The organism is Chryseobacterium sp. SC28, from assembly GCF_003932955.1.
In the GTDB taxonomy this organism is placed as follows: Bacteria; Bacteroidota; Bacteroidia; order Flavobacteriales; family Weeksellaceae; genus Epilithonimonas.
Genome location: NZ_QOVY01000017.1, coordinates 34,040 through 57,456, shown reverse-complemented (window position 1 = coordinate 57,456; position 23,417 = coordinate 34,040). Strand labels below are relative to the sequence as shown.

The window sequence follows — 23,417 nt, the reverse complement described above, 5'->3', positions numbered from 1 at the left end:
TTTTCTGCCCCATAGTCTGAATCGCAACTTTTTGCAAAGAAACTCAGTGTGGCGCCTTCACCTTCAGGTACGGTCATTTGAGGAGAGATGAGCCAGTCGTTATTCCAAGGGGCGGATACTGCGGCGAAGCTAACCATCATTTTATCGCCTGAATGACCTGTCCAGTCTGAAGTTGAGGTGGGCGTCATAGGAGGAGTGGTGGTAGTGGAATTAAAAACCTGAAATGACTTGGCTACACCTCCGTTAGGAAAGTTAATACTCTGAAAACCATAAGTCGACAATTGATCGACATCCGTGAGCGTCCAAGAACCCACATTCGCAATAGCAAAATCGGTATAAGAATCGAAGTTGTCTTGGAAAAGCACAGTTTGTGCTTTCATTGCATCCGCAGAAAATAGAGCTGCAGATACCCACAAAGGAAATAGAATTTTTTTCATAATAGAAATGTAATTTTTTAAGTCTTATCAAAACTACAAAAAATTAATAATCTACAACTGCAAATGGCTTATAAAACTTTTTGTGTGGAGACCTATAATTTCCCTGCGAAAAATTGTTTTATGATGTATTAACTTTTTGTATAGCACTACTTCCTTGCAGATATTCGCTTGTTAGGCTAAGCTTGACACATATTGCAAAGCTTTCGCTAAAAACCATTATTAGCTATTAGCGCTTTCTTAACAAAAAATCCGCCCCACATAAGTGACACGGATTCTATTAATTCTAAAATTTAAAAGTTTTATTGTTTGATTACTTTGGTAGAAGTTGTAGTACCGTCTTCCATCGCAGTATTTACAATATAAACTCCGGAACTGAATCTGCTGAAATCGATTTGAGATTGGGCAGCATTGATTTCTTTTGTTAATATTTGTTTTCCGGTAACATCATATATTTTGACCGATTTGATTTTTCCTTGTGTCTCAATATTGAAAATATCTTTAACAGGATTTGGATATGCTTTGATGCCGTTTTTAGTCACATCAGAAACTCCCAAAGTTCCTATATTCAAGGTGTAATCTTCCACCTGCCCATAAAAAGATGTGCCGCAAGGCGTTTCGTTAGGCTCTAACGAGGTATCGTGCAATCTCACTCTCATACGGGTTTGTCCTATAGTAGCCGTAGCCGGGATGGTGATAGAACCTGTCCAAGGTGATGCATGCGGGTACGTTATTAAGACACGCTCTCCTGGATCATAAAAGTCTTTATCGTTATTGAAGTCTATCCATACGATGACCTGATCAACTGAAAAACTTGTGCCCGAATATGAAGCACTGAACGGATAAGTAGACCCAACAGTCACATTACCCACTATGGACGTAAAATCTTCGTAACCGGCAGTTCCGGTAGAATTATTGTTAATATCTGCAAATGTGACATTGGATATTTTTTCCCAACTCGTATCTTTTGCCCCGGCCGTACAATAAGCAGGTGCCGTCGTGGTAAAGGAAAATACACTACATTCAGCAGCGGATCCCACACTATTTTTTGGAACTACTTTCCAATAATAAGTAGAGGAAGGGTCCAGATTAGTTACTGTATAGCTGGTACCAGTCACATTGGCAACAAGCGTTGTAGGAGTTGAATTTTTATCCAAATAGACATCGTACGAATCTGCTGTTCCTGTGGTGGGAGCCGTCCAGGTCAAAGTTTGTGAAGGGAAAGCAAGGTTTGTTGCACCATCTGCAGGGGATGTCAATGTAGAACATCCCGGAGCTTCTACGGGAAGACTGGCGCTTATCACCTTGAAGTCATCCACGGCGAATCCGAACTGGTCTTCAGAAATACATTGGATGGCCAAATGTATTTGCTGTCCCGCATAGGCATTCAGGTTATAGGTGTACTCGTGCCAAGTGAGATCGGAAGGAGTCGTTGTGACCGTGGAAAGAGGCGTAAAATCCGAAACAGCAGTTCCTGTCGTAGAAACCAATACGGTAAATTTTTCTGCCCCATAGTCTGAATCGCAACTTTTTGCAAAGAAACTCAGTGTGGCGCCTTCACCTTCAGGTACGGTCATTTGAGGAGAGATGAGCCAGTCGTTATTCCAAGGGGCAGCAGTTGCCGAGAAACATACCATCATTTTGTCTCCTGAATTGGCCGTCCAGTTGGAAGCATCGGAAGCGGTCATCGGAGGAGTGGTAGCGGTGGAATTAAAAACCTGGAAAGATTTTGCAACACCACTATTAGGGAAACTAATACCGCTAAAACCATACGTTGCTAATTGATCGACATCCGTAAGCGTCCACGAACCAACATCAGCAATAGCAAAATCCGTATAAGAATCGAAGTTGTCTTCGAAAATTACAGTTTGCGCTCGCATGGCATCAGCAGAAAATAGAGCTGCTGAAAATAACAAGGGAAATAGAAATTTTTTCATAATAAAAATGTAATTTTTTAAGTCTTATCAAAATTACAAAAAACTTCATAATTAACCCTCTAAAAATGGTAAAAATCTTCTTTGGTTGAGGTCTATAATTATCTCTATAAAAAATTTCGCTTTTCTGGTTATAGGATTTTGAAAAATGTCTTAGTTAATCGAAAATTATCGATGATCAGATTAGGATAGACACATATTTTAATCTTTCAGGAAAAATACTGTTTTTCTGTCAAAGAAAATTGTTAACTAAAAAATCCCGCCAAATAATGACGGGATCTATTTTAGAATTTAAATTTTTATTGTTTGATCACTTTGGTAGAAGTTGTAGTACCATCTTCCATCGCCGTATTTACAATATAAACTCCGGAACTGAATCTGCTGAAATCGATTTGAGATTGAGCAGCATTGATTTCTTTTGTTAATATTTGTTTTCCGGTTACATCATATACTTTGACCGATTTGATTTTTCCTTGTGTCTCGATGTTGAAAATATCTTTAACAGGATTTGGATACGCTTTGATGCCGTTTTTAGTCACATCTGAAACTCCAAGAGCTCCAATGTTCAATGTATAATCTTCAACTTGCCCATATAAAGATGTACCACAAGGGGTCGAATTGGGGGTTAAAGAAGAATCGTGCAGTCGCACTCTCATACGGGTTTGTCCAATAGTAGCTCCTCTTGGAATAGTGATAGAACCTGTCCAAGGTGATTCCTGCGTCGGCGTCATTAAAACCTGCTCTCCTGCATCATAAAAGTCTTTATCATTATTGAAGTCTATCCATACGATGACCTGATCTACTGGATAGCTTGTGCCAGAATATGAAGCACTGAACGGATAAGTAGACCCGGCTGTCACATTACCCACTATGGATGTAAAATCTTCATAACCTGCAGAAGAGGTAGAATTATTATTAATATCTGCAAAGGTGACATTGGATATTTTTTCCCAACTTGTAGCAGTTGTTCCCGCGCTGCAGTAAACAGGTGCCATTGTTGTGAAAGAATATACACTACAGCCGGTAGCCGCCCCCACATTATTTTTTGGAACCACCTTCCAATAATAAGTAGAGGAGGGATCCAGATTGGATACAGTATAACTGGTTCCAGGAATATTGGCTACAAGCGTTGTAGGATTGGGATTTTTATCAAAATAAACATCATACGAATCCGCGGTTCCTGTTCCCGTGAATTGAGCTGTCCAAGTAAGTGTTTGTGAAGTAAAGTAAGAAAGGTTTGTGGCGCCGTCTGCCGGTGATATTAATGTAGAACATCCGGGAGCCTCCACGGGAAGTGTAGCGTTTACCACTTTGAAATCATCCACTGCGAATCCGAATTGGTCTTCAGACGTGCAGCGGATGGCAATATATATTTGCTTTCCTGTGTAGGCATTGAGGCTATAGGTGTACTCGTGCCAAGTAATGTCGCTGGGAGTTGTCGTGACCGAAGTAATTGGCGTAAAATCCGAAACGGCAGTTCCTGTCGTAGAAACCAATACGGTAAATTTTTCTGCACCATAATATGAATCGCAACTTTTTGCAAAGAAACTCAGTGTGGCACCTTCACCCGAACGCACTGCCACCTTGGGCGAGATCAGCCAGTCGTTATTCCACGGGGCAGATGCTGCTGAGAAGCAGACCATCATTTTGTCTCCTGAGCGAGCAGTCCAGTTGGAAGTGCTGCTAGGGGTCATCGGAGGGGTGGTGGCAATGGAATTAAAAACCTGAAAAGACTTTACTCCATCGCTATGTGGGAAGGTGATCGCTTGAAAACCATAAGTTGCCAAGTGATCGACATCCGTAAGCGTCCAAGAGCCCACATTCGAAATAGCAAAATCTGTGTAAGAATCGAAATTGTCCTCGAAAATTACAGTTTGCGCTCGCATGGAATCCGCAGAAAATAGAGTCGTAGAAAATAACAAAGGAAAAAGAAATTTTTTCATAATTAAAATAAATAAGGTAATTGTTTTGATTTCATATCAAAATTACAAAAAAATTAATAATCTCCGACCGCAAATGGTTTTATAAAGCTTTTTAACGTTGATATTATAATTATCTATTTAAATTTTAGGGAGTTTTCTAAGAAGACTTACTGAAAGTTTTTTATGACGAAGCACGAAGGATTATATTAAGTAGTAAGCGCTTTCTTAACAAAAAATCCCGCCAAATAATGACGGGATATATTTTAGAATTTAAAAGTTTTATTGTTTGATTACTTTGGTAGAAGTTGTAGTACCATCTTCCATCGCCGTATTTACAATATAAACTCCCGAACTGAATCTGCTGAAATCGATTTGAGATTGGGCAGCATTGATTTCTTTCGTTAATATTTGTTTTCCGGTTACATCATATACTTTGACCGATTTGATTTTTCCTTGTGTCTCGATATTGAAAATATCTTTAACAGGATTTGGATACGCTTTGATGCCGTTTTTAGTCACATCTGAAACTCCAAGAGCTCCTATATTCAAGGTATAATCTTCCACTTGCCCGTAGGATGATGTGCCGCAAGGTGTTGTATTAGGCGTATAAGCAGAATCGTGCAATCTGACTCTCATACGGGTTTGTCCGATGGTAGCCGTAGCCGGGATGGTAATAGAACCTGTCCAAGGTGATGTTTTCTTAGGCGTAACCAAAACCTCTTCGCCGAAATCATTGAAGTCTTTATCGTTATTGAAATCGATCCATACGAGCACCTGATCACTGGCATAGCTTGTGCCCGTGAAAGAAGCGCTAAACGGATAAGTAGACCCGGCAGTGACATTACCTACAACGGATGTAAAGTCTTCATATCCGGCGGTTGCGGAAGAATTATTATTAATATCTGCAAATGTGACATTGGATATTTTTTCCCAACTTGTAGAAGTTGCTCCGGCGGTACAATAAACAGGTGCCATTGTGGTGAAAGAAAATACACTACAGCCGGTAGCCGCGCCAACAGTATTTTTTGGAATCACGGTCCAATAATAAGTAGAGGATCCATCTAAATTAGTTGCTGTATAACTGGTGCCGGTTACATTCCCTACAAGAGTAGTCGGAGTTGAATTTTTGTCCAAATAGACATCGTACGAATCTGCTGTCCCTGTGGTTGGAGCAGTCCAAGTCAAGGTTTGCGAAGTGTAAGCAAGGTTTGTTGCACCATCAGCAGGGGAGGTCAATGTAGAGCATCCAGGAGCCTCGGTAGGAAGACTAGCGCTTACCACTTTGAAGTCATCCACGGCGAATCCGAACTGGTCTTCAGACGTGCATTGGATGGCAAGGTGTATTTGCTGTCCCGCGTAGGCATTGAGGTTATAAGTGTACTCGTGCCAAGTAAGGTCATCAGGAGTGGTTGTCACAGCAGAAATTGCTGTGAAATCCGAAACGGCGGTCCCTGTTGTAGAAACCCATACTGTAAATTTTTCTGCCCCATAGTCCGAATCGCAACTTTTTGCATAGAAACTGAGTGAAGCGCCTGCACCGGCAGGTACTGTCACTTGCGGAGAAATCAGCCAGTCGTTATTCCACGGAGCAGTAGTTGCGGCAAAGCATACCATCATTTTGTCTCCTGAATTGGCCGTCCAGTCGGAAGTACCGCTAGGGGTCATAGGAGGAGTGGTGGTAGTGGAATTAAAAACCTGAAAAGATTTGGCAACACCTGTGTTTGGAAAACTGATGCCTTGAAAACCATAAGTCGGTTTAAGATCGACATCCGTGAGCGTCCACGGACCAACATCCGCAATAGCAAAATCGGTATAAGAATCGAAGTTGTCTTGGAAAAGCACAGTTTGTGCTTTCATCGCATCCGCAGAAAATAGAGCTGCAGATACCCACAAAGGAAATAGAATTTTTTTCATAATAAAATTAATTTTTTGATTCAAAACCAAAATTATAAAAAAAAAGTTAACGAGCGTTAATAAATTATATTTTTTTTAAAAAAAATTATACTTATTAACATAATATTGGTCTATCTGCCATTTCTAATATCATAAAGGAAATTCAATTTCAGCACTTCATACAAAGAATGTCGGCTTACCAAAACCGAAAAAATAGAAGACATCATCCCGGCCAACATCAAATGAAATATGAGAGAATGCCGATCTGTCATTTCCAGAACCAAGATTGCCGAGGTAAATGGTGCTCTGGTGATTCCCGTGAGAAAAGCGACCATTCCTGAAAGTACCAAAACATTGGTTTCATTATCACTAAGGTTCATCACGCCGGCAAAAACGCTTCCAATGGTAGCGCCCGTTGACAAAGCGGGTGCAAAAATACCGCCGGCTCCGCCCGAGGTGAATGCCAAGGCCGGACCGAGCATCCTGAGAATGGGAACATACCAATCTTCGGTCTTCTGATCTGTAAAAAGAATCCGTTCCATAATATCTTTGCCTGAACCCAACATTTCGCGATTGACAAAATAAGCGATCGATGCAACAACCAGCGCACAAATCACCAGAAAAATAATGTTGGAAAGGTCGGTTTTTAGTTTTTTCTTTAACCGATTGATCTTCAGCATCGCTACGGAAAGTTGGCTGCTGAGAATCCCACAGATTCCAGACACGAAAATAATGGGAAACATAATCCACAAAGTAACGTCATTGGTTTTCGGATAGCCCAGATACAAATAAGATCCGGCAAAAGACTGCGCCGTAAGTCCGGCAATGATAACCGCCGTAAAAAGTGCGGTTTTAAAATAATTAATATGTATTTTCGATAGCTCTTCCACCGCAAAAACAATGCCGCCCAAAGGCGTGTTGAAGGCCGCCGAAAGCCCTGCCGCTGCTCCTGTAAGAATCATATTTTTCTTCGAAATCTTAGGCCACCATTCGGGCAGATATTCATAGACTTTTCGGAAAATAGAGCCGGCTATCTGGATCGTAGGTCCTTCGCGACCAATGGCACCACCGCCAAAAACCAAAGCAAAACTCGACAAGACTTTTATAATAATAACTCGGAAACTCAGTAAGTGCGGAATCAAATGATTTTCTCTGGGATTCGCCAGTTCCACCGCTGCCATCACCTGCGGGATGCCGCTGCCTTTTGCCTGCGGGGCAAATTTTTTCACCAGCCACCACGAGAGCACAAAACCGGCCGGAGCGATGATAAAAATCATCCAGAGATGCCAATCCAAAATCTTGTTCAAAGTACGCTCCCCAAAAGCAAAAATCTGGGCATACAAAACTGCCGCAATTCCCGTTAAAACTGAACCAATCCAAAAAGGAACCGCTTGCAGAAGATTGTTTTTCAACCGCTCGTTTCGGATGTTGTCAAAAGATTTTTTTAGAATTTTTCGGATATATTGTACGATTTTTTTCATCATTTCAGCGTTTCCGGATGGTGGAGCCGAACGATTTTGGCGCCTTTTTCTATTAAGTTCAAATGAAGATCCAAGGTTTCTTTTGCCACCTCATTGGGTTGTTTCCGCAGAGGTTTGTAAATGAATGATTTCTTCGAAATTCCGGCTAAAACAGGATATTTGCCGAAACCAATGTATTCAAATTCATGGATTATTTTGTATTGATCTTCTACCGTTTTCCCAAATCCGAAACCGGGATCTAAAATAATATCTTTAATGCCTTTTTGCTTTAATTCCAATATCTTTTTGGAGAAAAATCGGTTGATGGAAATGATAATGTCATCATAAATCACTTTCTCGTGCATCGATGCATAACTTGGATTGCCGTGCATCAAGATATAAGGTAAGCCGGTCTGCGCCACCGCATCTAATAATTTGGGATCAAATTGTCCGGCGGAAATGTCGTTTACCAAATCGATGCCTTCGTCAAAGCCAAATTGGACAACATCTGCATAAAACGTATCAAGCGAAATCAGACTTTCTGGAAATTCTTTTTTGATTAATGAAATAATGCTTCCAATTCTCCTAATTTCTTCTTCCGAATTCAAATATTCCGCATTCGGGCGCGTAGATTGTGCGCCAATGTCGATAATGGTAGCGCCATTTTTTAACAAATGTTCGGCTTGTTTCAATGCATTTTTTTCTGAATTAAACTTCCCACCGTCGGAAAAAGAATCGGGCGTCAGGTTTAATATTCCCATCAATTTCGGCCGTGAAAGATTGATTAATCGGCCGTTGCAATTAATCGAAAAGTATCGGGAATCATTGGAATTTGTAAGAGAAAAACTCATTTGACAAAAGTAAGTATTTCAATTATAAATAAGGAATGCAGCGTGAGAATATGATTTCGAAAAGCAAAAACTATCTACCGACAACTTTCAACTATTAACTAAATTTGTATCTTTGGACCAATAGACCAATTTATGCCCGATACATCCGCCCAGTTTGACAAAGTTATCGCGATTTGCAGAGACTTATTTCAGAAAAAAATGAAGGATTATGGAACGGCTTGGCGCGTGCTGCGCCCCAGTTCTATTACCGATCAGATTTATATCAAAGTCAGCAGAATCCGTACGTTGCAGACGACCGATGTGAAAATGGTGGAGGAGAGCGAGGAAGACGAGTTCATCGCCATCGTCAACTATTCCATCATTGGATTGATCCAGCTGAAGAAAGGTCTTTCCGATGAAATCAATGCGGATCCCGATGAAACGATGCGTCTTTATGATTTCTATGCCCAAAAAGCCAAGGAACTGATGGAGCGCAAAAACCACGATTATGGCGAAGCTTGGCGCGAAATGAGAATCTCATCCATCACCGATCTGATTTATCAGAAAGTTCTCAGAGCCAAACAGATAGAAGATAATCAAGGCAAAACCTTGGTTTCCGAAGGTTTGGATGCCAATTATTTTGATATGCTCAATTATGCGGTTTTTTGCTTGATAAAAATTAAAAATTAAGAGCCGAACAAACTATGAAAACCATACTCCGTTACCTCCTCTCCATCATATTCATCGCTTCAGGATTTGTAAAAGCGGTCGATCTCAAGGGATTTTCTTTCAAGCTGGAAGAATATTTTTCCCCCACGGTTTTCAATTTGCCATTTTTGGAAAAATATGCGTTGGTTTTTTCAATCATCGTGGTGATGCTGGAGCTGGTTTTGGGTTTTATGTTGCTGATGAAAATCAAACTCAAGCAGTCGATTTATGCCTTGATCGCGCTTTGCATTTTCTTCGGGTTTCTCACATTTTATTCCGCCTATTTTAATGTGGTGACAGATTGCGGCTGCTTTGGCGATGCGATCAAATTCACGCCTTGGCAATCGTTTTGGAAAGACGTGGCGCTATTGATTTTGTTGCTGATTTTGGCGTTTCTGTACCGCAATAGAGAGGAAAGTGAAATCGTGCGATTTGGAAAATTACCACTTTTGGGCGTTTTCATTTTGATGATGATCTTCGTGATGTATCGCGGCATTGCCCACGAGCCGATGATCGATTTCCGTGCGTATGCCATCGGGACAGATCTGGCCGCCGAGAAAGAAAAAATCGCCAAAAATCCTTCGGAATACAAGACTTTTTATTCATTGAAAAATACCAAAACCAAGGAAGTGAAAAAAGTAGATCAGGACGAGTACATCAATAAAGAATATTGGAAAGATCCCAACTGGCAGATCGAAGATGGGAAGACCACGTCGGAAATCACCAAAAAAGGCTACGAATCCGAAATTTCGAAGTTTAAAATTGAAGATATTAATGGGAATGATTTTACCGAAGAAATCCTGAAAGAGCCGAGAGTCGTCCTAATATTCGCATACAAACCAAAAGAAGCCGATGCCGAATTGGTACAAAAAACAGAAACCAAAGCGCTGACCGAGAAAGCCAAAGTAATCGGGGTAAGTACGCAACCGAATTTCTATAAGCAAATCCCAAATTACCTGATGGATGAAGTGGCCATCAAAACCATTGCAAGGAGTAATCCTTTTGTTTTAATTTTGGAAAAAGGAAAAATTGTGGAGAAATTGGGTGCGAAAGACTACTTGAAAACTGAGCAATAAGCAGGAAAAAAAAGAAAAATATATAATGAGAAAATCAAACAAACCCATCGCCGGCTATCATTTATTAATGATTTTGTCCGCGTCCGACGGAATTATAAAACCGGAAGAAGGCCTGAAAATCCGGGAATATATGGCAGAGGAATTTCCGTTCCGGCTGGATCTGGACGACGAGCTGGAAATCATTGCCCAACTCACGGCAGACAAATGGCAAGACCACTTCGAATTCCACGCCAAATGCTTCGAGGAAGACTCCACCGAAAAGGAACGAAAAGACTTCGTTCAATTTGCAAAATCCCTCATCAAAGCAGACAACAGCGTGAGCGATGACGAGCACAAATTTTACATCCTATTAAAAAAACTTTGGAATTTAAATTAATATCAAAATGAGAAAAAACATTGTCGCAGGAAACTGGAAAATGAACAAAACCTATGCAGAAGCCCAAGAATTGATGGCTCAGCTTTTAGAATACACCAAAAACAATACGCCCAACTGCGAAGTCTATATCGCGCCGCCGGCTTTGTACCTCACCGCTGCTAAGGAAGTGTTCAAAAATGGCGAAGTAGGCATCTTCGCACAAGACGTTTCGGAGTACACTAGCGGTGCCTACACCGGCGAAATTTCTGTGGATATGCTCGTTTCCGTGGGTGCAGACGGCAGTCTGGTTTCCCATTCCGAGAGAAGAAGTTACCACGGCGAGACGGACAGCCACGCCAACCGAAAAGTCAAAGCGCTTTTGGACAAAGGCCTTACACCCATCTATTGCAACGGCGAAAAGCTGGAAGAACGAAAAGCCGGAAGACACTTCGAAGTCGTGAAAAACCAAACCGAAACGGCGCTCTTCACCTTATCTGCCGAGGAAATCAAAAAAGTTGTCATCGCCTACGAACCCGTCTGGGCCATCGGAACGGGCGAAACGGCGTCCGCCGAGCAAGCGCAGGAAGTCCACGCCTACATTAGAAATCTCATCGCCGGCAAATACGGAAAAGAAGTAGCAGACGAGGTTTCCATCCTCTACGGCGGAAGTGTGAAGCCCGACAATGCGAAAGAAATCTTCTCGCAACCCGACGTGGATGGCGGACTAATCGGTGGTGCAGCGCTTAAAATCGAAGATTTTACCAAAATCATTGAAGGATTTAATTCTTAATCAAGCATACTTTGTCACATTTCTGTTTATTACACTTTTTTTGACAAAGTTTTTTTAGGAGCTATTTCCCGCTATCCGTTGCAATCTTTTTTGCATCCCGTTTAGTCATCATAAAAATAGAGAAGCCAATGCAAAAAAGGATTTCCACTACTATCGGGGCTAAGGGTTTTGTCATCCAAACCCATTTTTTTTAGAGATTTATTGATAATTTTTACAAATCAAAAATGAAAATAGAACACCTTGGTATCGCCGTGAAATGTCTTTCCCAATCAGACGATTTGTTTGCACGCCTTTTGGGAAAACCGAATTACAAACAAGAATCTGTAGAAAGGGAAGGCGTTACGACCTCATTTTACGAACTGGGCGAGAGCAAGCTAGAACTGTTGGAAGCCTCGCAAACCGAAAGTCCCATCGCAAAATTTCTCGAGAAAAAAGGAGAGGGCATCCATCATATTGCCTTTGGCGTAACAGACCTGAAAACGGAGATCGAAAGGCTGAAAAAGGAAGGATTTGTGTTCATCTCGGAGGAGCCGAAAGACGGCGCAGACAACAAGCTGGTGGTCTTTCTGCATCCGAAATCTACGAATGGCGTGCTGGTAGAACTGTGCCAAGAAAAACCCCAAAAGGTTTTGTAGATAAAGAAATTTTGCTATTTTTGCAGACACAAAATTTAGCCAATATTTCGAGGTCCTATAGCTCAGTTGGTTAGAGTCCCTGACTCATAATCAGGTTGTCCCTGGTTCGAGCCCAGGTGGGACCACCCGGATGAAGAATGAAAATTTTTCAGAATTTACAAAAGCCCCTGTTTTTATGGGGTTTTTTTGTGCTTTGATGCGGTGGATGAAGCGTTGGGCTTTAGCCAGAGGGGAAAAGGTAAAATCAAATGGGTTTTAGCCAAAACCTAATTTAAGTTTTGGCTAAAGCCTATCTTAAATTCAATATTGAAAAACGGGCTAAAGCCCGTTCCTATTGATAGGCCTTTTGAACCATTCATAATTTCCAAATAAGAAGATTGGTTTTTCTTGGATCTCTTCTGGTTTTCTTCGACTCTTGTTGCAGGTTTCTTCGAGAGCGCTTCGAAAAAAGTACCGTTTTTTCGAACAAGAGTCGAACACTTCTCGAACACTTCTGCAAGAAAAGGCTTTTTTTGGTTTGAATAATTGCTGAAAATTGGAATGTTGCGAAAGAGGATTTCCAACGTTTTTTTCTGCTCCTTTTTCGGGTTTTCTTCGACTCTTGTTGCAGGTTTCTTCGAGAGCGCTTCGAAAAAAGTACCGTTTTTCCGAACAAGAGTCGAACACTTCTCGAACACTTCTGCAAGAAAAGCGTTTTTTTTCTGTGTTTTATCGCTGCAAATTGGAATGTTGCGAAAGAGGATTTCCAGCGTTTTTTTTCTGCTTTATCCATACAATGGCGGCAGAAGGCTATTACGATTTTGAGAATTTTCGTTATATTTACCAGTACAAGGATCACTTGGGAAATGTGAGAATAAGTTATCTGAAAGAAGGCAATGATTTAAAAGTAATGGACACCAATGATTATTATCCGTTTGGACTGAATTTCATCAACATCCACGAAAGGCAGAGCGGGCATACGGTTTACAATCCGTCTGTCAGTTTTGAGAACTACAAGTACCAAGGACAAGAATTACAGGAGACTGGTTTTTATATGTTTAAGTATAGAACTTATATGCCGGATACAGGGCGATTTATTCAGTTAGACCCATTGGCGGAGAAGTTTCCATATAATTCTACTTATGCTATTCAAGAAAATAAAATGGGAATGGGTATTGAATTAGAAGGTCTTGAATTACTTAAAACAAATTCTGGTTACTTTGCGATTAATGGTAATCAAATGACTGTTAAACAAGCGCCTATTACACAAAGAGATTCCTTTGGAAGACCATCTTTTAGAGCTGGAGATATTGGTTTATCAACAAGTGGTTATAATCCCGGTGGAGCAAGAATGTCTTCAGGGACAACAGGTCTGAAGTTGAATTCATATAGATACAGTGGGGCAACTGGTTCTGATGCAAAAATGGAAAACATCCGTGGAAATGACCGCCCTACTAATATATGGAACAAGGTTTATGATTCAGGGGCAGACAAAGCTGGTAAGATATCCGGAGGTATAAAAGAATTAGTTAAGAATGGAAAAATGGCTTTGGATATCCCTGAAGCAATAAAAAGTACGGAAAATTACGTACAAGCAACAAAAGATATTAAAGCGATTGATTTTCAAGCTACCCAAATGGATCTTGCGATAGATTTGGTAAATGGAAGTGGAATTAATATGAATCAGCAAACGAAAAATAATGTAGTGAATTTTGTGTTTGATGGTGCTTTACCACCTGGGACGGATACTCAGAACGGACTTATTATTCAAAACGGGACGTCAATATTAAATTCTAATGGCATACGTGTCCAACCGACTCCAGAACAAGAAAAAGCAAATAATAAAATTTTACCTTGATGAAAATATTTAAATATATCTCAATATTACTGATTCTATTAAGTATCAGCTGTTGTGTAAATCAGAAAGAAAAAGATGAAGAACAAATTAATACAACAGTTCAAAAGTTTTGGATTACAGTTCAGAATAATGACGAGGAAAATTATTTAAAATTAATAGAAGGAAGTGAAGAATATAGATTTGCAATGTTATATCAATTACATTATCTTAATAGGAATTATAGCAAAATCAAAGCTATAACAGAGTCTAAAGAAATCCAGATAAAGGATACAAATGAATTGGGAGGATCCCAAAAGTGTGTAGAGTATCTATTTGTAAAACCTAATTCCACTACAGAACCATTAAGTGTGAGACTGTTTTTTTTAAAATCATTAGGCTATAATAAAATATTTAATGTTCAAATTATAGGTAATATGCCAAAATGGGAAAAGAAAGAGCTGTAATTGATGACATTAAGTAAATGAAGCATCTAAAAGTTTATTTGGTAGTAAGTTTAATTTTAACATTATTTTCTTTTTTCTCAATAATCAAATGGAGTTGTAATCTCACCCACTTTAGGCACACTCAAAAGTAGAGTTTTTTGTTAATAATTTATTGTTGGAAGACTTTTCTTCTTCTTGCTACCCCGATGTCGCAGATTTGCAAACCGTGAATTATAATACGGTGCGGATAGAGACAATGCGGATTCTTCCGGCAACATCAGCGGCTACGAAGGAGGCGGGCAAACCATTACCTATGATGTAAATGGAAACACCACGGCAATGCCGGATAAAGGCATCTCGGCAATTGCCTATAACTTCCTGAACCTTCCTAAACAAATCCAGCAGAATGCCAATGTGACAAATTATTACTACAGAGCCGACGGCGTAAAAATTAAAAAGAAATTCGTCCTCAGCAACGCCTCCGGTACAACCACCATCAATACGGAATATCTGGACGGTTTCCAGTACTCCACTCCCAATACCGAGCCCATCCGTATGGCGCTGGAAGAGCCGGATGATGAAACAATGTCCGCATCCAAGGCAGGCGAGGAAGAAGCCTTCTCTTGGGATGAGGGTAGGGAAATAGCCCTTATCGATACAGGAAACCCGCCTTTGGTAGACAATATGATCCTTTCCTTCTTCCCGACCGCAGAGGGCTATTACGATTTTGAGAATTTTCGTTATATTTACCAGTACAAAGACCACTTGGGAAATGTGAGAATAAGTTATCTGAAAGAAGGCAATGATTTAAAAGTAAAGGACACCAATGATTATTACCCCTTTGGGATGAGCTTTTTAAAACCTTTTGGGCAGTCTTCCGTGTATGATCCGCTGGCTATACCTTACAATTACAAGATGCAGGGGCAAGAGTTACAAGAGACTGGTTTCTACCAATATAAATGGCGTCAGTATATGCCTGACGTGGGAAGATTTTTTAACATAGATCCGCTTGCTACTAAATATCCATACAATAGTACTTACGCTTTTTCTGAGAATGCTGTAGTTGCGCATAGAGAATTAGAGGGATTAGAAAAAATTCACTTTTCATATGTCTTTACTCAAGAACAAATTTCTGTAACTAAAACAATATTAGATAAACAAGGTCCTTTAGGAAATGGCATTTTAGTTTCTTCAAATCACGGAGGAAAAATGTCTTACTATTATGGGAAAGTTGGAACTTCTTCTTTGAGTGCATTCAAAAAGTATTATGAAGGGGCGAACACTGATAAGAATGGAAATCACATTGGTTATAATGACCATTTAGGAAATCCTACGATTGGTTATGGGCACTTAATAAAAAAAGGAGACCCTTATAAGGTCGGAAGTTCAATTAGTGAGTCAGAAGCTCAAAGTCTTTTTGAAAGTGATTCACAATCAATAATTTCAAAAGCTAATACGTATCTCGACAAGTATGATTTAGCAGATAATGAATTGAATGCTTTATATGATGCATCTTTCAATATGGGACCTGGTAAAATGAGTCAATATAAACAAGATGGTTCCAAATATAGTGGAGGGAGCTTTTTTCTACAATTTATGGGAGGAGGAGATGGATTAAAAAAAAGAAGATATGCAGAAAACCTACTTTATACAGAGGGTATATCCGTTAATTTAGATGTTCTTAAAGGTAAATCTACTCAGCAAATTGTTGATTATCTTAATAATTTGGCTAAGGATGATAATAAAGAAAAAAAGAAATGAGACATATATTATTTTTAGTATTATTAACTCCTGCAATTTTTTATTGTCAGGTAAATGAGTTCAAACTTTCTTTAGTTCAAACTACATTGTTGGAAATGGGGGCTAAAAAGAGAAGTAATGATATAACTATAGAGAGAAAGAATTATAGTAAGAAAAAATATTTTTATAATCCGAAACTTGCTCTGTTTATCATAAAGGGTAATCATAAATGTGATACTATTAGATTAGGAAAAAAAATGAAAATAGCAGATGTAATCAATGATGAAAATTCAAAATTATATCCTACAGACGTAATTGATGATTGTATTGTAAAAGAAGGAAAGAATTGTAGTATCAGTCAATCGCTCCTTAATCTAATAGGCGAAAAGAAAATAGAAAATATTCAATTTTCCTTTGGTGAAATTAAAAATGATGTGGATAATAAAGGATATGTTTTTTATTATTTGAATAGGAATAGATATGCCTTATTAATAAATAATGATTTTTTACTTTTATCTTTTTCTAAGAAATAAAAACAATTTAATTAAACTCTGAAAGCCTTCACAAAATGTGAGGGCTTTTTTATGCTTTTCTGTAAACCTGTTCAATGATTTTCTTTTGCATCTCTTTAGGTAGAGAATCAATAATAATCGGCTTTATCTCTTTATAGTTATATGGATTAAAATTTTTGTCACCGGGTTTTGCTTCTTTGTAAAGTACTCTATCTGGACAAGAGCAGTCAACAGGATAGAAAATGCGAGGTTTATACTCGAAAATTACAGAATCCTTTTTCTTTTCCTGCGCAGAAGCAGGGTTACCACAGCTGCTCCAATTGTAATTCCAAATATCACCCCACAAATATTTACCCCATAGATTATGAAATTTATATTAATAATATCGTTGTTTTTTAGTAATTTTTTTACAAGTAATAATCTGTATGATGGTTATAGAATGGATTTTAAATGTTATAGAGGATATGTATTTGATGAATCCAAAGAAATTAATTTTATAACTGGTATAGAAGGGAGATTTACACCATCGCAACAAGAGATTGAATGCGTTGAAAAACTTATATTTACATTAATGCCAAAGGAAACAATAGCTATGGTTAACTTTGGTAAAAAATGTCCTAAAATAGTTAAAAATCTTAAAAATTATAATCGTCAATATGTAGGTTATATAGACTCTAATGGGAATAAAATAATATGGATAAACTTTATTTGGAAAAAGGATTGCCCAGATAATTGGGAAAGAGATATAATTCTAAATACTGATGGTTGTAGTTATTTTTGGAGAGCTAAAATAAATCTCAAGGAAAATAAGTTATTTGATTTTTATGTTAATGGTAATGCATAATTAAAATCCGAGTGCTACTTATAAGAATTAGAATTATAAGTACAACGGAAAAGAACTGCAGGAGACGGGGATGTATGATTACGGTGCAAGATTTTATATGCCGGATATTGGTAGATGGGGAGTTTCTGATGGAAAAGGAGAATTGTATTTGAGTAAATCGCCATACAGCTACGCAAATAATACACCCGTTAATGCAATTGACCCCGATGGAAATCTCGTTATATTTATTAATGGTCAACACGGAGGTTCAGGAGGTTCGCCTGAATATTGGCAGGGAAGATTTAGAGGATATATGACGGTTGCAGGAGGACAACCGATGCCAATGTATGATAGATTTGATGTTTCTGTAAGCAGGCAGTTGGGAGATTATAACCGTAAATATGTTGATGGAGCAATGGGAGGATGGTCAAATACTTTTTTTGCAACCAGTAATGTAAATACTTCGGCTACGAATAGAATCAATTCTGGTTTTGACCAAGGTAAAAAAGATGCTGCTGAAATTATTAAAAATTTGGCAAGAGATGAAACTACTGGTGCTAATTCTAATTTTTTAGATAATGAACAATAAAGCATCTTTGTCTTTGCCTGTATTATTTATTATTCAGGGCGTAATTACTTTTATTATATCTTGCATCATACTTGTGGGTAGTGGACGTTCGGGAGGTGAAGTGGGTATGACACCTATATTATTTTTTATGATTCAAGTTGTTCAGTTAATATTCACTTTAATTATGTATTTTTTGACAAAATCAATCATAAAACAGAAGTTTCATCATATCTATTTTTTTGTAAATGTAATATCACTTATAGTAATTTTTAAATTGGATAAAGGAACTACGAGTATTTTTGAAAATACTACTAATGGTTTTGTTTCTAGGACTATTATCTTTTCCCAAATACTATCAAATATATTACTGTTCCTTTATTATAAATATTTTATTGTGAACGAGAAATAAACTAACAAAGCCAACTCAATGAGTTGGCTTTGTTATTTTACAGCGCAGCAGCATTTTTAGCAAAAAAGTCTTTAAATCTCACTAATTTTTTCTGATCCACTATGAGCGTGTAAAATGGCAAGAATAGTAATGGTTTGCTCTTCTACCAAGAAGTAAATGTGGTAATCAAACGGTTTTAGAAGCAGGGTTCTTACATTTTCGTTGTACTTTACCTGAAAACCTTTAGGCGAGTTCAGAATTTTTGCTTTAGCTTCCTCAATACTATTCAGAAAACGCTCGGCTAAATCAGGGTTTACAGACAAAAAATGTTCTACCGCTTCTATAATATCATTATAAACTCTCGGCCTGTTTTGAAAGGCAAAACTCATAAACCTAATTTTTCTCTCACAGACTTCATCGTTACTTCAAAATCCATACTGTTTTCAGGGTTTTTGCGGTAGTCTTCTATGCGTTCTTCTAGTATTTTTTTGTGCCATTCTGGTATATCAGGGCTTTTTAGTTCTTCTTGTTGTAAGCCGTCATATTTTTTCTTTAGCGATTGCCATTCTTCAATCGGAATAAAAACACCGGTGGCGTTTCCTTGGGTGTCGTGTATGTATTGGAGGTTCATTATTTTGTGGTTTGTAGGTTTTGTTGTTAAACTTTGATGCTAAATTAGTTAATTTGACAACTTAAAGCAATAAGTTCTTTAAATTTTAACTGAACAAATTTATATTTATCCATACAATGGCGGCAGAGGGCTATTACGATTTTGAGAATTTTCGTTATATTTACCAGTACAAAGATCACTTAGGCAACGTGCGAGTAAGTTATGTACAGAACAGCGCAGGCGCTCTTGAAATAAGGGACACAAATGATTATTACCCCTTTGGGATGAGTTTTTTGAAACCTTTTGGGCAGGTGTCTTTATATGATCCGATGGCGATCCCGTATAATTACAAGTACAACGGGAAGGAACTCCAAGAGACGGGGATGTACGACTATGGGGCAAGATTTTATATGCCGGATATTGGTAGATGGGGTGTGATTGATAATTTTGCTGATGCATATCATAGCCTTAGTCCTTATGGGTATGTAGCTAATAATCCCATTAAAAATATAGATATTAATGGGGAGTGGATTTACATTTATGATGAGAATAACAAAGGTTATAAATATGATGATGGAAAGCTTTATTCATATGATGAAAAGAACAAAAATTGGAATGAATACACACCTGCTAAAGATAGTTTTTTAGCAAATACAATGGGATTATTGGGACAAATAACTGAGAATGATAAAAATTCTGTTGGATCAATGTATCTTGGGTTGTTTAGTAATGACGAAACGAATGCTAATATTTATAAAAGTCCTAATGGAAGATCATATACCAAAAATATTAATACATATATTTCGTTTGATCAAAAAGATAAAGTGCCTACAACAGAAGGCAACCAAGCATTAACTCCATATGTTTCTTTGTTCCATGAGTTGGGACATGCTTTTGCCAATCAAAAATTTGATAGGGGCGTTTTAAGTTCAGAATGGTATAAACTTCAGACGGGGGACGATCAAGAACGTAGTGTTTCAAAATCTGAAGTTTTCGCTTCAATGTGGGAAAATTCATTAAGAAGTGCGAAGGATTTACCTTTAAGAACTTACTATAGCCCAACACAAGATGGTGGTACCGTAAGTGATTCTCAAATATTGCAAAGGCAAAGTGTATATAAGAATCCTTTAATACAATCTAAAACAACAATTTACACACCTACTCAAAAAGCAGTTCTTATTTTCAATGAAATTACAAAATCATTAAAAAAGTAAAATCATGAAAAATATATTTTTATTAACAATTATAGTCTTTTCTTTCTCATGTTCTTCAATTCCTGAAAATGAAAATCCTTTATGTAAACTTAATCAAACAAAAACATCAGAAGAATCTAAACATTTCTATGATTGTAATTTTAATTTGAAAAAGTATAATAAATTAATTAACATCTTTGGCATTAAAGATGTTAAAATAAAACGAAAAATTTTCTTAACTGGCTTATCTGTTCTTGCTTACATTGATTCAAAGGATTATAATGCTTTACTTTATGACATTGATAATGACATTATTTACAATTATGTGGTAGAAAATAATGTAATAAAAACAGAAAAAATAAATGGAGAGCTATTAAATAAAATATATAAAACTTCTGAATTCTATTATTTAATATGGCAGTATAAAAATGATATAACAATGTTTAACAAGATTATTGAAAATCTAAAGACTTATAGTGATACTTCGGGAGTTCACTCAAGACGATATTTTTACTTTATTAATAGTGAAATGCCATCAGAAAACTACTTTTCGGTATTTTGGAATACAGAACCATAAATGTTGAGAAAGAAATTAATGACTTAAAACATAAACATTAACTTTATGAAGGTGTAATCTCACCCACTTTAGGCACACTCAAAAGTAGAGTTTTTTGTTAATATTTTGTTGCTGTTGTTGACATCTGTAGACGACAGAAGTAGATTATCCACGAGAAGAATCCTACCAAAAATATCGATTAGTACCGAGCTAAGAAAAAAAGAAAAACTTCGTAACTGCAGCACATTACAAAATCCCTCAATCGCGCTGAAATCTTTTGAAGAAATACAAGTTCCAAAGAATCAGTTCATAGCCGTAAAAGAAATCTTCAACCGGAATGGTCAGAATCCGAAAACCAATAAAATCCGCGGCATTATAGTTCACAATAGGGGACTCCAAGCCGGTCCCGGTCAGGATGCCGTTCACTGCCAGGAAGCCGGGAAGCAAAATGATATAAACAAAAGAAGCCTTCCCAATCCACGAAACGCGCAACAAAAAATATAAGATCAACAAAGTGATGGACGCCGAAACGAACGTGACAACCGTATAAATTCTGTCGTGATAGTAAATCGCAATTCCCAGAAATATAACAGAAGCAACTGTTACAAAAACTTTCTCAATCTGCGCTTTCCAATCGAGTTTGAAAAACTTATCCAGACAGAAGTAGGTAAAAACACAAGAAAACGGAATGCAGATGAAAAACAATATTTCCTCAATTGGTAATTCCGAAATTTTTATGCCGCTTAAATATCGATAATTAAACCACCAAACGCCGTGCTTTGTAAACCAAATATCCCAAAGAACAAAGAACAAAGCTACCAAAAAAGACGCTTTGAAGAAAGCGCCAAAATGCCTGTAGAACTTGATTTTCGGGTGAAAAGAAAATATAAAGCACACGAAAACAGTGCAGAAGTTGATCAGCAAATAAGTGTAAGGCTGCATCAGGCTTTTTCCTTTTTGAAATACAGTTTGAAATATTTAATCGGCACCCAAAGGAATCCGAAACATTCGCCATCATCTTTGTTGATGTGTTTGTGATGTTGCTTGTGCGCCCGCCTTATAGCCAGCAAATACGGATTTTTCGTATTCTTCAAGAATTTAATCCGCTGATGAATAAAGATATCATGCACGAAGAAGTAGGACATCCCATAGAGTGTAATTCCAACTCCGATGTAGAAGAGAAAATTAAAATCATTGACACTTCCCAGATACATCAACGCCATTGCAGGAATCGCAAAAATAACAAAGAAATAATCATTTTTTTCCAAAGGAGGATCGGTGCTATGATCATGATGATCTCGGTGCAGCGACCACAAAAAGCCGTGCATCACATATTTGTGAACCATCCACGTGAAGCCTTCCATCAGGAAAAAAGTGGCAAAAACGATTAATAGATTCATGACGCTTCTTTTTTATTGTTGAACATGTCTTCCAAAACTTGATGCCGAAAGTTAAATATATTTTCCAATTTTTTCTTCACCAATAGATGGTGCGCTATCTCGCCTAAAAATCCCATAGGCAATTCGTAATCCACAGTGTCGCGTATGAGCACCCCATTATCATTCTCGATAAACTCATGAAAATGATTCCACAATTTATAAGGTCCTTTTTTCTGAAAATCTGTAAAACTATTTTCAAAATCCACCTGCGTGATCTCGGTTTGCCATTTCATGGGGATATTAAAAAGTGGGGAAACGGTGTAATCGATCAGCATTCCCTCGTAGATTTCGTCATCCTTCAAGTCTGTCAGGACGGTGAAGTTCATTTCGGGAGGCGTAATCACAGACAAGTTGTTGGCAGCGGAGAAGAATTTCCAGGCCGTTTCTATATCGCAGTTTACTTGCTGTTCTCTATAAAGTCGGTGTGTCATTGTTCATTTTTTAATTAATAAAAGTCAGATCGACAACATTTTATATTCCACATAGCAACCCATCATCAGCGAAATTTTCTTAGGGTTCGAGATTCTAATTCGCTGATTGATAATCTCGTGGGCAGAAGTTTTCTTGATCTTTTTGAAAAGCGAAACGTAATAACGATAGGCCAGATAGACGCCAAATCGAGAGGAGCGGGGCAGTTTTTTGATGCCTTCCAGCGCTTTCTGAAATTCGGCTGCGATTTCCTTTTCTATTTCAGCCTTCACGAGGTTGTCGAACCTTGCGATGTCCACATTCGGAAAATAAGTTCTGCCCAAAACATCGTAATCATCTTTCATATCGCGAAGAAAATTCACTTTTTGAAAGGCCGATCCCAAAATCATCGCATACGGTTTCAGCTTTTCAAATTCCTCTTTATCGCCTTCTACAAAGATATGCAGGCACATCAAACCAACCACTTCCGCCGAGCCCAAAATATATTCCTTATAAAGTTCCGAATTGTAATCGATCTTGTGAAGATCCATTTCCATACTTCTAAGAAATTGGCGGATCAGGTCGTGATCTATTTGGTATCGGCTGACGGTTTCCTGAAAAGACTGCAAAATAGGATTGAGCGCTATCTTCTCTTCCAAAGCCAAAAAAGTCTCATCCCGGAATCTGGACAGCAGCTTATTCTTGTCGAAGCCGTGAAAGCTATCCACGATCTCATCGGCCAATCGCACATAGCCGTAGATGGCGTAGATCGGATTTCTGATTTTGGAAGAGAGAGCCAAGATGCCGAGCGAAAAACTGGTGCTGTATTGCTTGGTGGTCTCTTTACTGATTTTGAATGAAAGGTCGTCAAATAATTGTTTCAT

General features: G+C 38.1%; 26 protein-coding genes, 1 tRNA gene and 2 pseudogenes. 15 read left to right on the top strand and 14 right to left on the bottom strand.

The features are described from left to right. The 6 genes and pseudogenes from DTW91_RS10005 to folP form a co-directional block, all read right to left on the bottom strand. Nucleotides 1-437, bottom strand: a pseudogene (locus tag DTW91_RS10005) (T9SS C-terminal target domain-containing protein); the annotation flags it as partial. 299 nt (nt 438-736) lie between these two features. Continuing rightward, on the bottom strand, nt 737-2,371 hold the full coding sequence (locus tag DTW91_RS10000; protein WP_125203245.1) for a GEVED domain-containing protein: 1,635 nt from the start codon (nt 2,369-2,371) through the stop codon (nt 737-739). 296 nt (nt 2,372-2,667) lie between these two features. Next, complete coding sequence (locus DTW91_RS09995; protein WP_125203244.1) at nt 2,668-4,311, bottom strand: GEVED domain-containing protein; 1,644 nt, start codon at nt 4,309-4,311, stop codon at nt 2,668-2,670. 258 nt (nt 4,312-4,569) lie between these two features. Then, nucleotides 4,570-6,204 carry a GEVED domain-containing protein gene (locus DTW91_RS09990; protein WP_125203243.1) on the bottom strand — a complete coding sequence of 545 codons (1,635 nt, stop codon included), beginning with the start codon at nt 6,202-6,204 and terminating at the stop codon, nt 4,570-4,572. Between the two features lie 110 nt (nt 6,205-6,314). After that, a complete protein-coding gene (locus DTW91_RS09985) occupies nt 6,315-7,664 on the bottom strand; it encodes a chloride channel protein (RefSeq protein ID WP_125203246.1) in 1,350 nt (449 codons plus the stop codon). Next, nucleotides 7,664-8,404 (bottom strand): dihydropteroate synthase, encoded by a 741-nt coding sequence (gene folP / locus DTW91_RS09980; protein ID WP_125203242.1) that lies wholly within the window; start codon nt 8,402-8,404, stop codon nt 7,664-7,666. The genes DTW91_RS09985 and folP overlap by 1 nt, the downstream gene beginning before the upstream one ends. Nucleotides 8,405-8,626: 222 nt before the next feature. Between folP and DTW91_RS09975 the strand changes: the two genes are divergently transcribed. The 6 genes from DTW91_RS09975 to DTW91_RS09950 all read left to right on the top strand — a co-directional run bounded on the left by DTW91_RS09975 (nt 8,627) and on the right by DTW91_RS09950 (nt 12,162). Then, nucleotides 8,627-9,163: a DUF1599 domain-containing protein gene (locus DTW91_RS09975; RefSeq protein ID WP_125203241.1), complete on the top strand. Its 537-nt coding sequence runs from the start codon at nt 8,627-8,629 to the stop codon at nt 9,161-9,163. A gap of 14 nt (nt 9,164-9,177) precedes the next feature. Next, a complete protein-coding gene (locus DTW91_RS09970; protein ID WP_125203240.1) occupies nt 9,178-10,257 on the top strand; it encodes a BT_3928 family protein in 1,080 nt (359 codons plus the stop codon). A 25-nt stretch (nt 10,258-10,282) separates the two neighbouring features. Next, a complete protein-coding gene (locus DTW91_RS09965) occupies nt 10,283-10,633 on the top strand; it encodes a TerB family tellurite resistance protein (protein WP_125203239.1) in 351 nt (116 codons plus the stop codon). 7 nt (nt 10,634-10,640) lie between these two features. Further along, nucleotides 10,641-11,402, top strand: a complete 762-nt coding sequence (gene tpiA / locus DTW91_RS09960) for a triose-phosphate isomerase (RefSeq protein WP_125203238.1) — start codon at nt 10,641-10,643, stop codon at nt 11,400-11,402. Between the two features lie 224 nt (nt 11,403-11,626). Continuing rightward, nucleotides 11,627-12,037, top strand: coding sequence for a methylmalonyl-CoA epimerase (mce, locus tag DTW91_RS09955; RefSeq protein WP_125203237.1), 411 nt, complete (start codon nt 11,627-11,629; stop codon nt 12,035-12,037). A gap of 51 nt (nt 12,038-12,088) precedes the next feature. Further along, a tRNA-Ile gene (locus tag DTW91_RS09950) sits at nt 12,089-12,162 on the top strand. Nucleotides 12,163-12,303: 141 nt separating this feature from the next. Here DTW91_RS09950 and DTW91_RS12730 read toward each other — a convergent pair. Further along, entirely contained in the window at nt 12,304-12,714 is a 411-nt protein-coding gene (locus DTW91_RS12730) for a hypothetical protein (RefSeq protein WP_125203236.1), read from the bottom strand. A gap of 98 nt (nt 12,715-12,812) precedes the next feature. Between DTW91_RS12730 and DTW91_RS09940 the strand changes: the two genes are divergently transcribed. The 5 genes from DTW91_RS09940 (at nt 12,813) to DTW91_RS09925 (ending at nt 16,569) form a co-directional block, all read left to right on the top strand. Further along, nucleotides 12,813-13,874, top strand: a complete 1,062-nt coding sequence (locus DTW91_RS09940; protein WP_125203235.1) for an RHS repeat domain-containing protein — start codon at nt 12,813-12,815, stop codon at nt 13,872-13,874. Next, nucleotides 13,874-14,317, top strand: coding sequence for a hypothetical protein (locus tag DTW91_RS09935; protein ID WP_125203234.1), 444 nt, complete (start codon nt 13,874-13,876; stop codon nt 14,315-14,317). The genes DTW91_RS09940 and DTW91_RS09935 overlap by 1 nt, the downstream gene beginning before the upstream one ends. Before the next feature lie 154 nt (nt 14,318-14,471). Next, entirely contained in the window at nt 14,472-14,618 is a 147-nt protein-coding gene (locus DTW91_RS12725; RefSeq protein WP_185144769.1) for a hypothetical protein, read from the top strand. Between the two features lie 17 nt (nt 14,619-14,635). Then, a complete protein-coding gene (locus DTW91_RS09930; RefSeq protein ID WP_125203233.1) occupies nt 14,636-16,057 on the top strand; it encodes a glycoside hydrolase family protein in 1,422 nt (473 codons plus the stop codon). Continuing rightward, on the top strand, nt 16,054-16,569 hold the full coding sequence (locus DTW91_RS09925) for a hypothetical protein (RefSeq protein WP_125203232.1): 516 nt from the start codon (nt 16,054-16,056) through the stop codon (nt 16,567-16,569). The genes DTW91_RS09930 and DTW91_RS09925 overlap by 4 nt, the downstream gene beginning before the upstream one ends. Before the next feature lie 49 nt (nt 16,570-16,618). Here the strand turns inward: DTW91_RS09925 and DTW91_RS09920 are convergent, their stop codons facing one another. After that, nucleotides 16,619-16,894: a hypothetical protein gene (locus DTW91_RS09920; protein ID WP_125203231.1), complete on the bottom strand. Its 276-nt coding sequence runs from the start codon at nt 16,892-16,894 to the stop codon at nt 16,619-16,621. An 18-nt stretch (nt 16,895-16,912) separates the two neighbouring features. On the opposite strand from DTW91_RS09920, the gene DTW91_RS09915 reads away from it, so the two are divergent. Beyond that, nucleotides 16,913-17,392: a hypothetical protein gene (locus tag DTW91_RS09915; protein ID WP_125203230.1), complete on the top strand. Its 480-nt coding sequence runs from the start codon at nt 16,913-16,915 to the stop codon at nt 17,390-17,392. A gap of 34 nt (nt 17,393-17,426) precedes the next feature. Next, nucleotides 17,427-17,603: pseudogene (locus tag DTW91_RS12890) on the top strand (RHS repeat-associated core domain-containing protein); the annotation flags it as partial. A gap of 816 nt (nt 17,604-18,419) precedes the next feature. On the opposite strand, the gene DTW91_RS09905 reads toward DTW91_RS12890, so the two are convergent. Both DTW91_RS09905 and DTW91_RS09900 read right to left on the bottom strand, forming a co-directional pair. Further along, the gene (locus tag DTW91_RS09905; RefSeq protein WP_125203228.1) at nt 18,420-18,716 is read right to left on the bottom strand and encodes a type II toxin-antitoxin system RelE/ParE family toxin; all 297 of its coding nucleotides are present in this window, start codon (nt 18,714-18,716) and stop codon (nt 18,420-18,422) included. Beyond that, complete coding sequence (locus DTW91_RS09900; RefSeq protein ID WP_125203227.1) at nt 18,713-18,958, bottom strand: addiction module protein; 246 nt, start codon at nt 18,956-18,958, stop codon at nt 18,713-18,715. Before DTW91_RS09900 ends, DTW91_RS09905 begins: the two co-directional genes overlap by 4 nt. 116 nt (nt 18,959-19,074) lie before the next feature. On the opposite strand from DTW91_RS09900, the gene DTW91_RS09895 reads away from it, so the two are divergent. Then, nucleotides 19,075-20,151, top strand: a complete 1,077-nt coding sequence (locus DTW91_RS09895) for an RHS repeat-associated core domain-containing protein (protein WP_125203226.1) — start codon at nt 19,075-19,077, stop codon at nt 20,149-20,151. Between the two features lie 4 nt (nt 20,152-20,155). Continuing rightward, complete coding sequence (locus DTW91_RS09890) at nt 20,156-20,707, top strand: hypothetical protein (RefSeq protein WP_125203225.1); 552 nt, start codon at nt 20,156-20,158, stop codon at nt 20,705-20,707. Nucleotides 20,708-20,944: 237 nt separating this feature from the next. On the opposite strand, the gene DTW91_RS09885 is transcribed toward DTW91_RS09890, so the two are convergent. Genes DTW91_RS09885 through DTW91_RS09870 form a run of 4 tightly spaced genes read right to left on the bottom strand, consistent with a single transcriptional unit; the run spans nt 20,945 to nt 23,417 of the window. Next, nucleotides 20,945-21,628 carry a lycopene cyclase domain-containing protein gene (locus DTW91_RS09885; protein WP_125203224.1) on the bottom strand — a complete coding sequence of 228 codons (684 nt, stop codon included), beginning with the start codon at nt 21,626-21,628 and terminating at the stop codon, nt 20,945-20,947. Further along, complete coding sequence (locus tag DTW91_RS09880) at nt 21,628-22,086, bottom strand: sterol desaturase family protein (protein ID WP_125203223.1); 459 nt, start codon at nt 22,084-22,086, stop codon at nt 21,628-21,630. The genes DTW91_RS09885 and DTW91_RS09880 overlap by 1 nt, the downstream gene beginning before the upstream one ends. Then, nucleotides 22,083-22,556 (bottom strand): SRPBCC family protein, encoded by a 474-nt coding sequence (locus DTW91_RS09875; RefSeq protein WP_125203222.1) that lies wholly within the window; start codon nt 22,554-22,556, stop codon nt 22,083-22,085. The genes DTW91_RS09880 and DTW91_RS09875 overlap by 4 nt, the downstream gene beginning before the upstream one ends. Nucleotides 22,557-22,580: 24 nt before the next feature. After that, nucleotides 22,581-23,417 (bottom strand): phytoene/squalene synthase family protein, encoded by an 837-nt coding sequence (locus DTW91_RS09870; RefSeq protein WP_125203221.1) that lies wholly within the window; start codon nt 23,415-23,417, stop codon nt 22,581-22,583.

Coding starts and splice junctions, on each gene's coding strand:
- DTW91_RS10000 (WP_125203245.1), bottom strand. CDS start 2,371: ATGAAAAAATTTCTATTTCCCTTGTTATTTTCAGCAGCTCTATTTTCT.
- DTW91_RS09995 (WP_125203244.1), bottom strand. CDS start 4,311: ATGAAAAAATTTCTTTTTCCTTTGTTATTTTCTACGACTCTATTTTCT.
- DTW91_RS09990 (WP_125203243.1), bottom strand. CDS start 6,204: ATGAAAAAAATTCTATTTCCTTTGTGGGTATCTGCAGCTCTATTTTCT.
- DTW91_RS09985 (WP_125203246.1), bottom strand. CDS start 7,664: ATGAAAAAAATCGTACAATATATCCGAAAAATTCTAAAAAAATCTTTT.
- folP (WP_125203242.1), bottom strand. CDS start 8,404: ATGGGAATATTAAACCTGACGCCCGATTCTTTTTCCGACGGTGGGAAG.
- DTW91_RS09975 (WP_125203241.1), top strand. CDS start 8,627: ATGCCCGATACATCCGCCCAGTTTGACAAAGTTATCGCGATTTGCAGA.
- DTW91_RS09970 (WP_125203240.1), top strand. CDS start 9,178: ATGAAAACCATACTCCGTTACCTCCTCTCCATCATATTCATCGCTTCA.
- DTW91_RS09965 (WP_125203239.1), top strand. CDS start 10,283: ATGAGAAAATCAAACAAACCCATCGCCGGCTATCATTTATTAATGATT.
- tpiA (WP_125203238.1), top strand. CDS start 10,641: ATGAGAAAAAACATTGTCGCAGGAAACTGGAAAATGAACAAAACCTAT.
- mce (WP_125203237.1), top strand. CDS start 11,627: ATGAAAATAGAACACCTTGGTATCGCCGTGAAATGTCTTTCCCAATCA.
- DTW91_RS09940 (WP_125203235.1), top strand. CDS start 12,813: ATGGCGGCAGAAGGCTATTACGATTTTGAGAATTTTCGTTATATTTAC.
- DTW91_RS09935 (WP_125203234.1), top strand. CDS start 13,874: ATGAAAATATTTAAATATATCTCAATATTACTGATTCTATTAAGTATC.
- DTW91_RS09930 (WP_125203233.1), top strand. CDS start 14,636: ATGCCGGATAAAGGCATCTCGGCAATTGCCTATAACTTCCTGAACCTT.
- DTW91_RS09925 (WP_125203232.1), top strand. CDS start 16,054: ATGAGACATATATTATTTTTAGTATTATTAACTCCTGCAATTTTTTAT.
- DTW91_RS09915 (WP_125203230.1), top strand. CDS start 16,913: ATGAAATTTATATTAATAATATCGTTGTTTTTTAGTAATTTTTTTACA.
- DTW91_RS09905 (WP_125203228.1), bottom strand. CDS start 18,716: ATGAGTTTTGCCTTTCAAAACAGGCCGAGAGTTTATAATGATATTATA.
- DTW91_RS09900 (WP_125203227.1), bottom strand. CDS start 18,958: ATGAACCTCCAATACATACACGACACCCAAGGAAACGCCACCGGTGTT.
- DTW91_RS09895 (WP_125203226.1), top strand. CDS start 19,075: ATGGCGGCAGAGGGCTATTACGATTTTGAGAATTTTCGTTATATTTAC.
- DTW91_RS09890 (WP_125203225.1), top strand. CDS start 20,156: ATGAAAAATATATTTTTATTAACAATTATAGTCTTTTCTTTCTCATGT.
- DTW91_RS09885 (WP_125203224.1), bottom strand. CDS start 21,628: ATGCAGCCTTACACTTATTTGCTGATCAACTTCTGCACTGTTTTCGTG.
- DTW91_RS09880 (WP_125203223.1), bottom strand. CDS start 22,086: ATGAATCTATTAATCGTTTTTGCCACTTTTTTCCTGATGGAAGGCTTC.
- DTW91_RS09875 (WP_125203222.1), bottom strand. CDS start 22,556: ATGACACACCGACTTTATAGAGAACAGCAAGTAAACTGCGATATAGAA.
- DTW91_RS09870 (WP_125203221.1), bottom strand. CDS start 23,417: ATGAAACAATTATTTGACGACCTTTCATTCAAAATCAGTAAAGAGACC.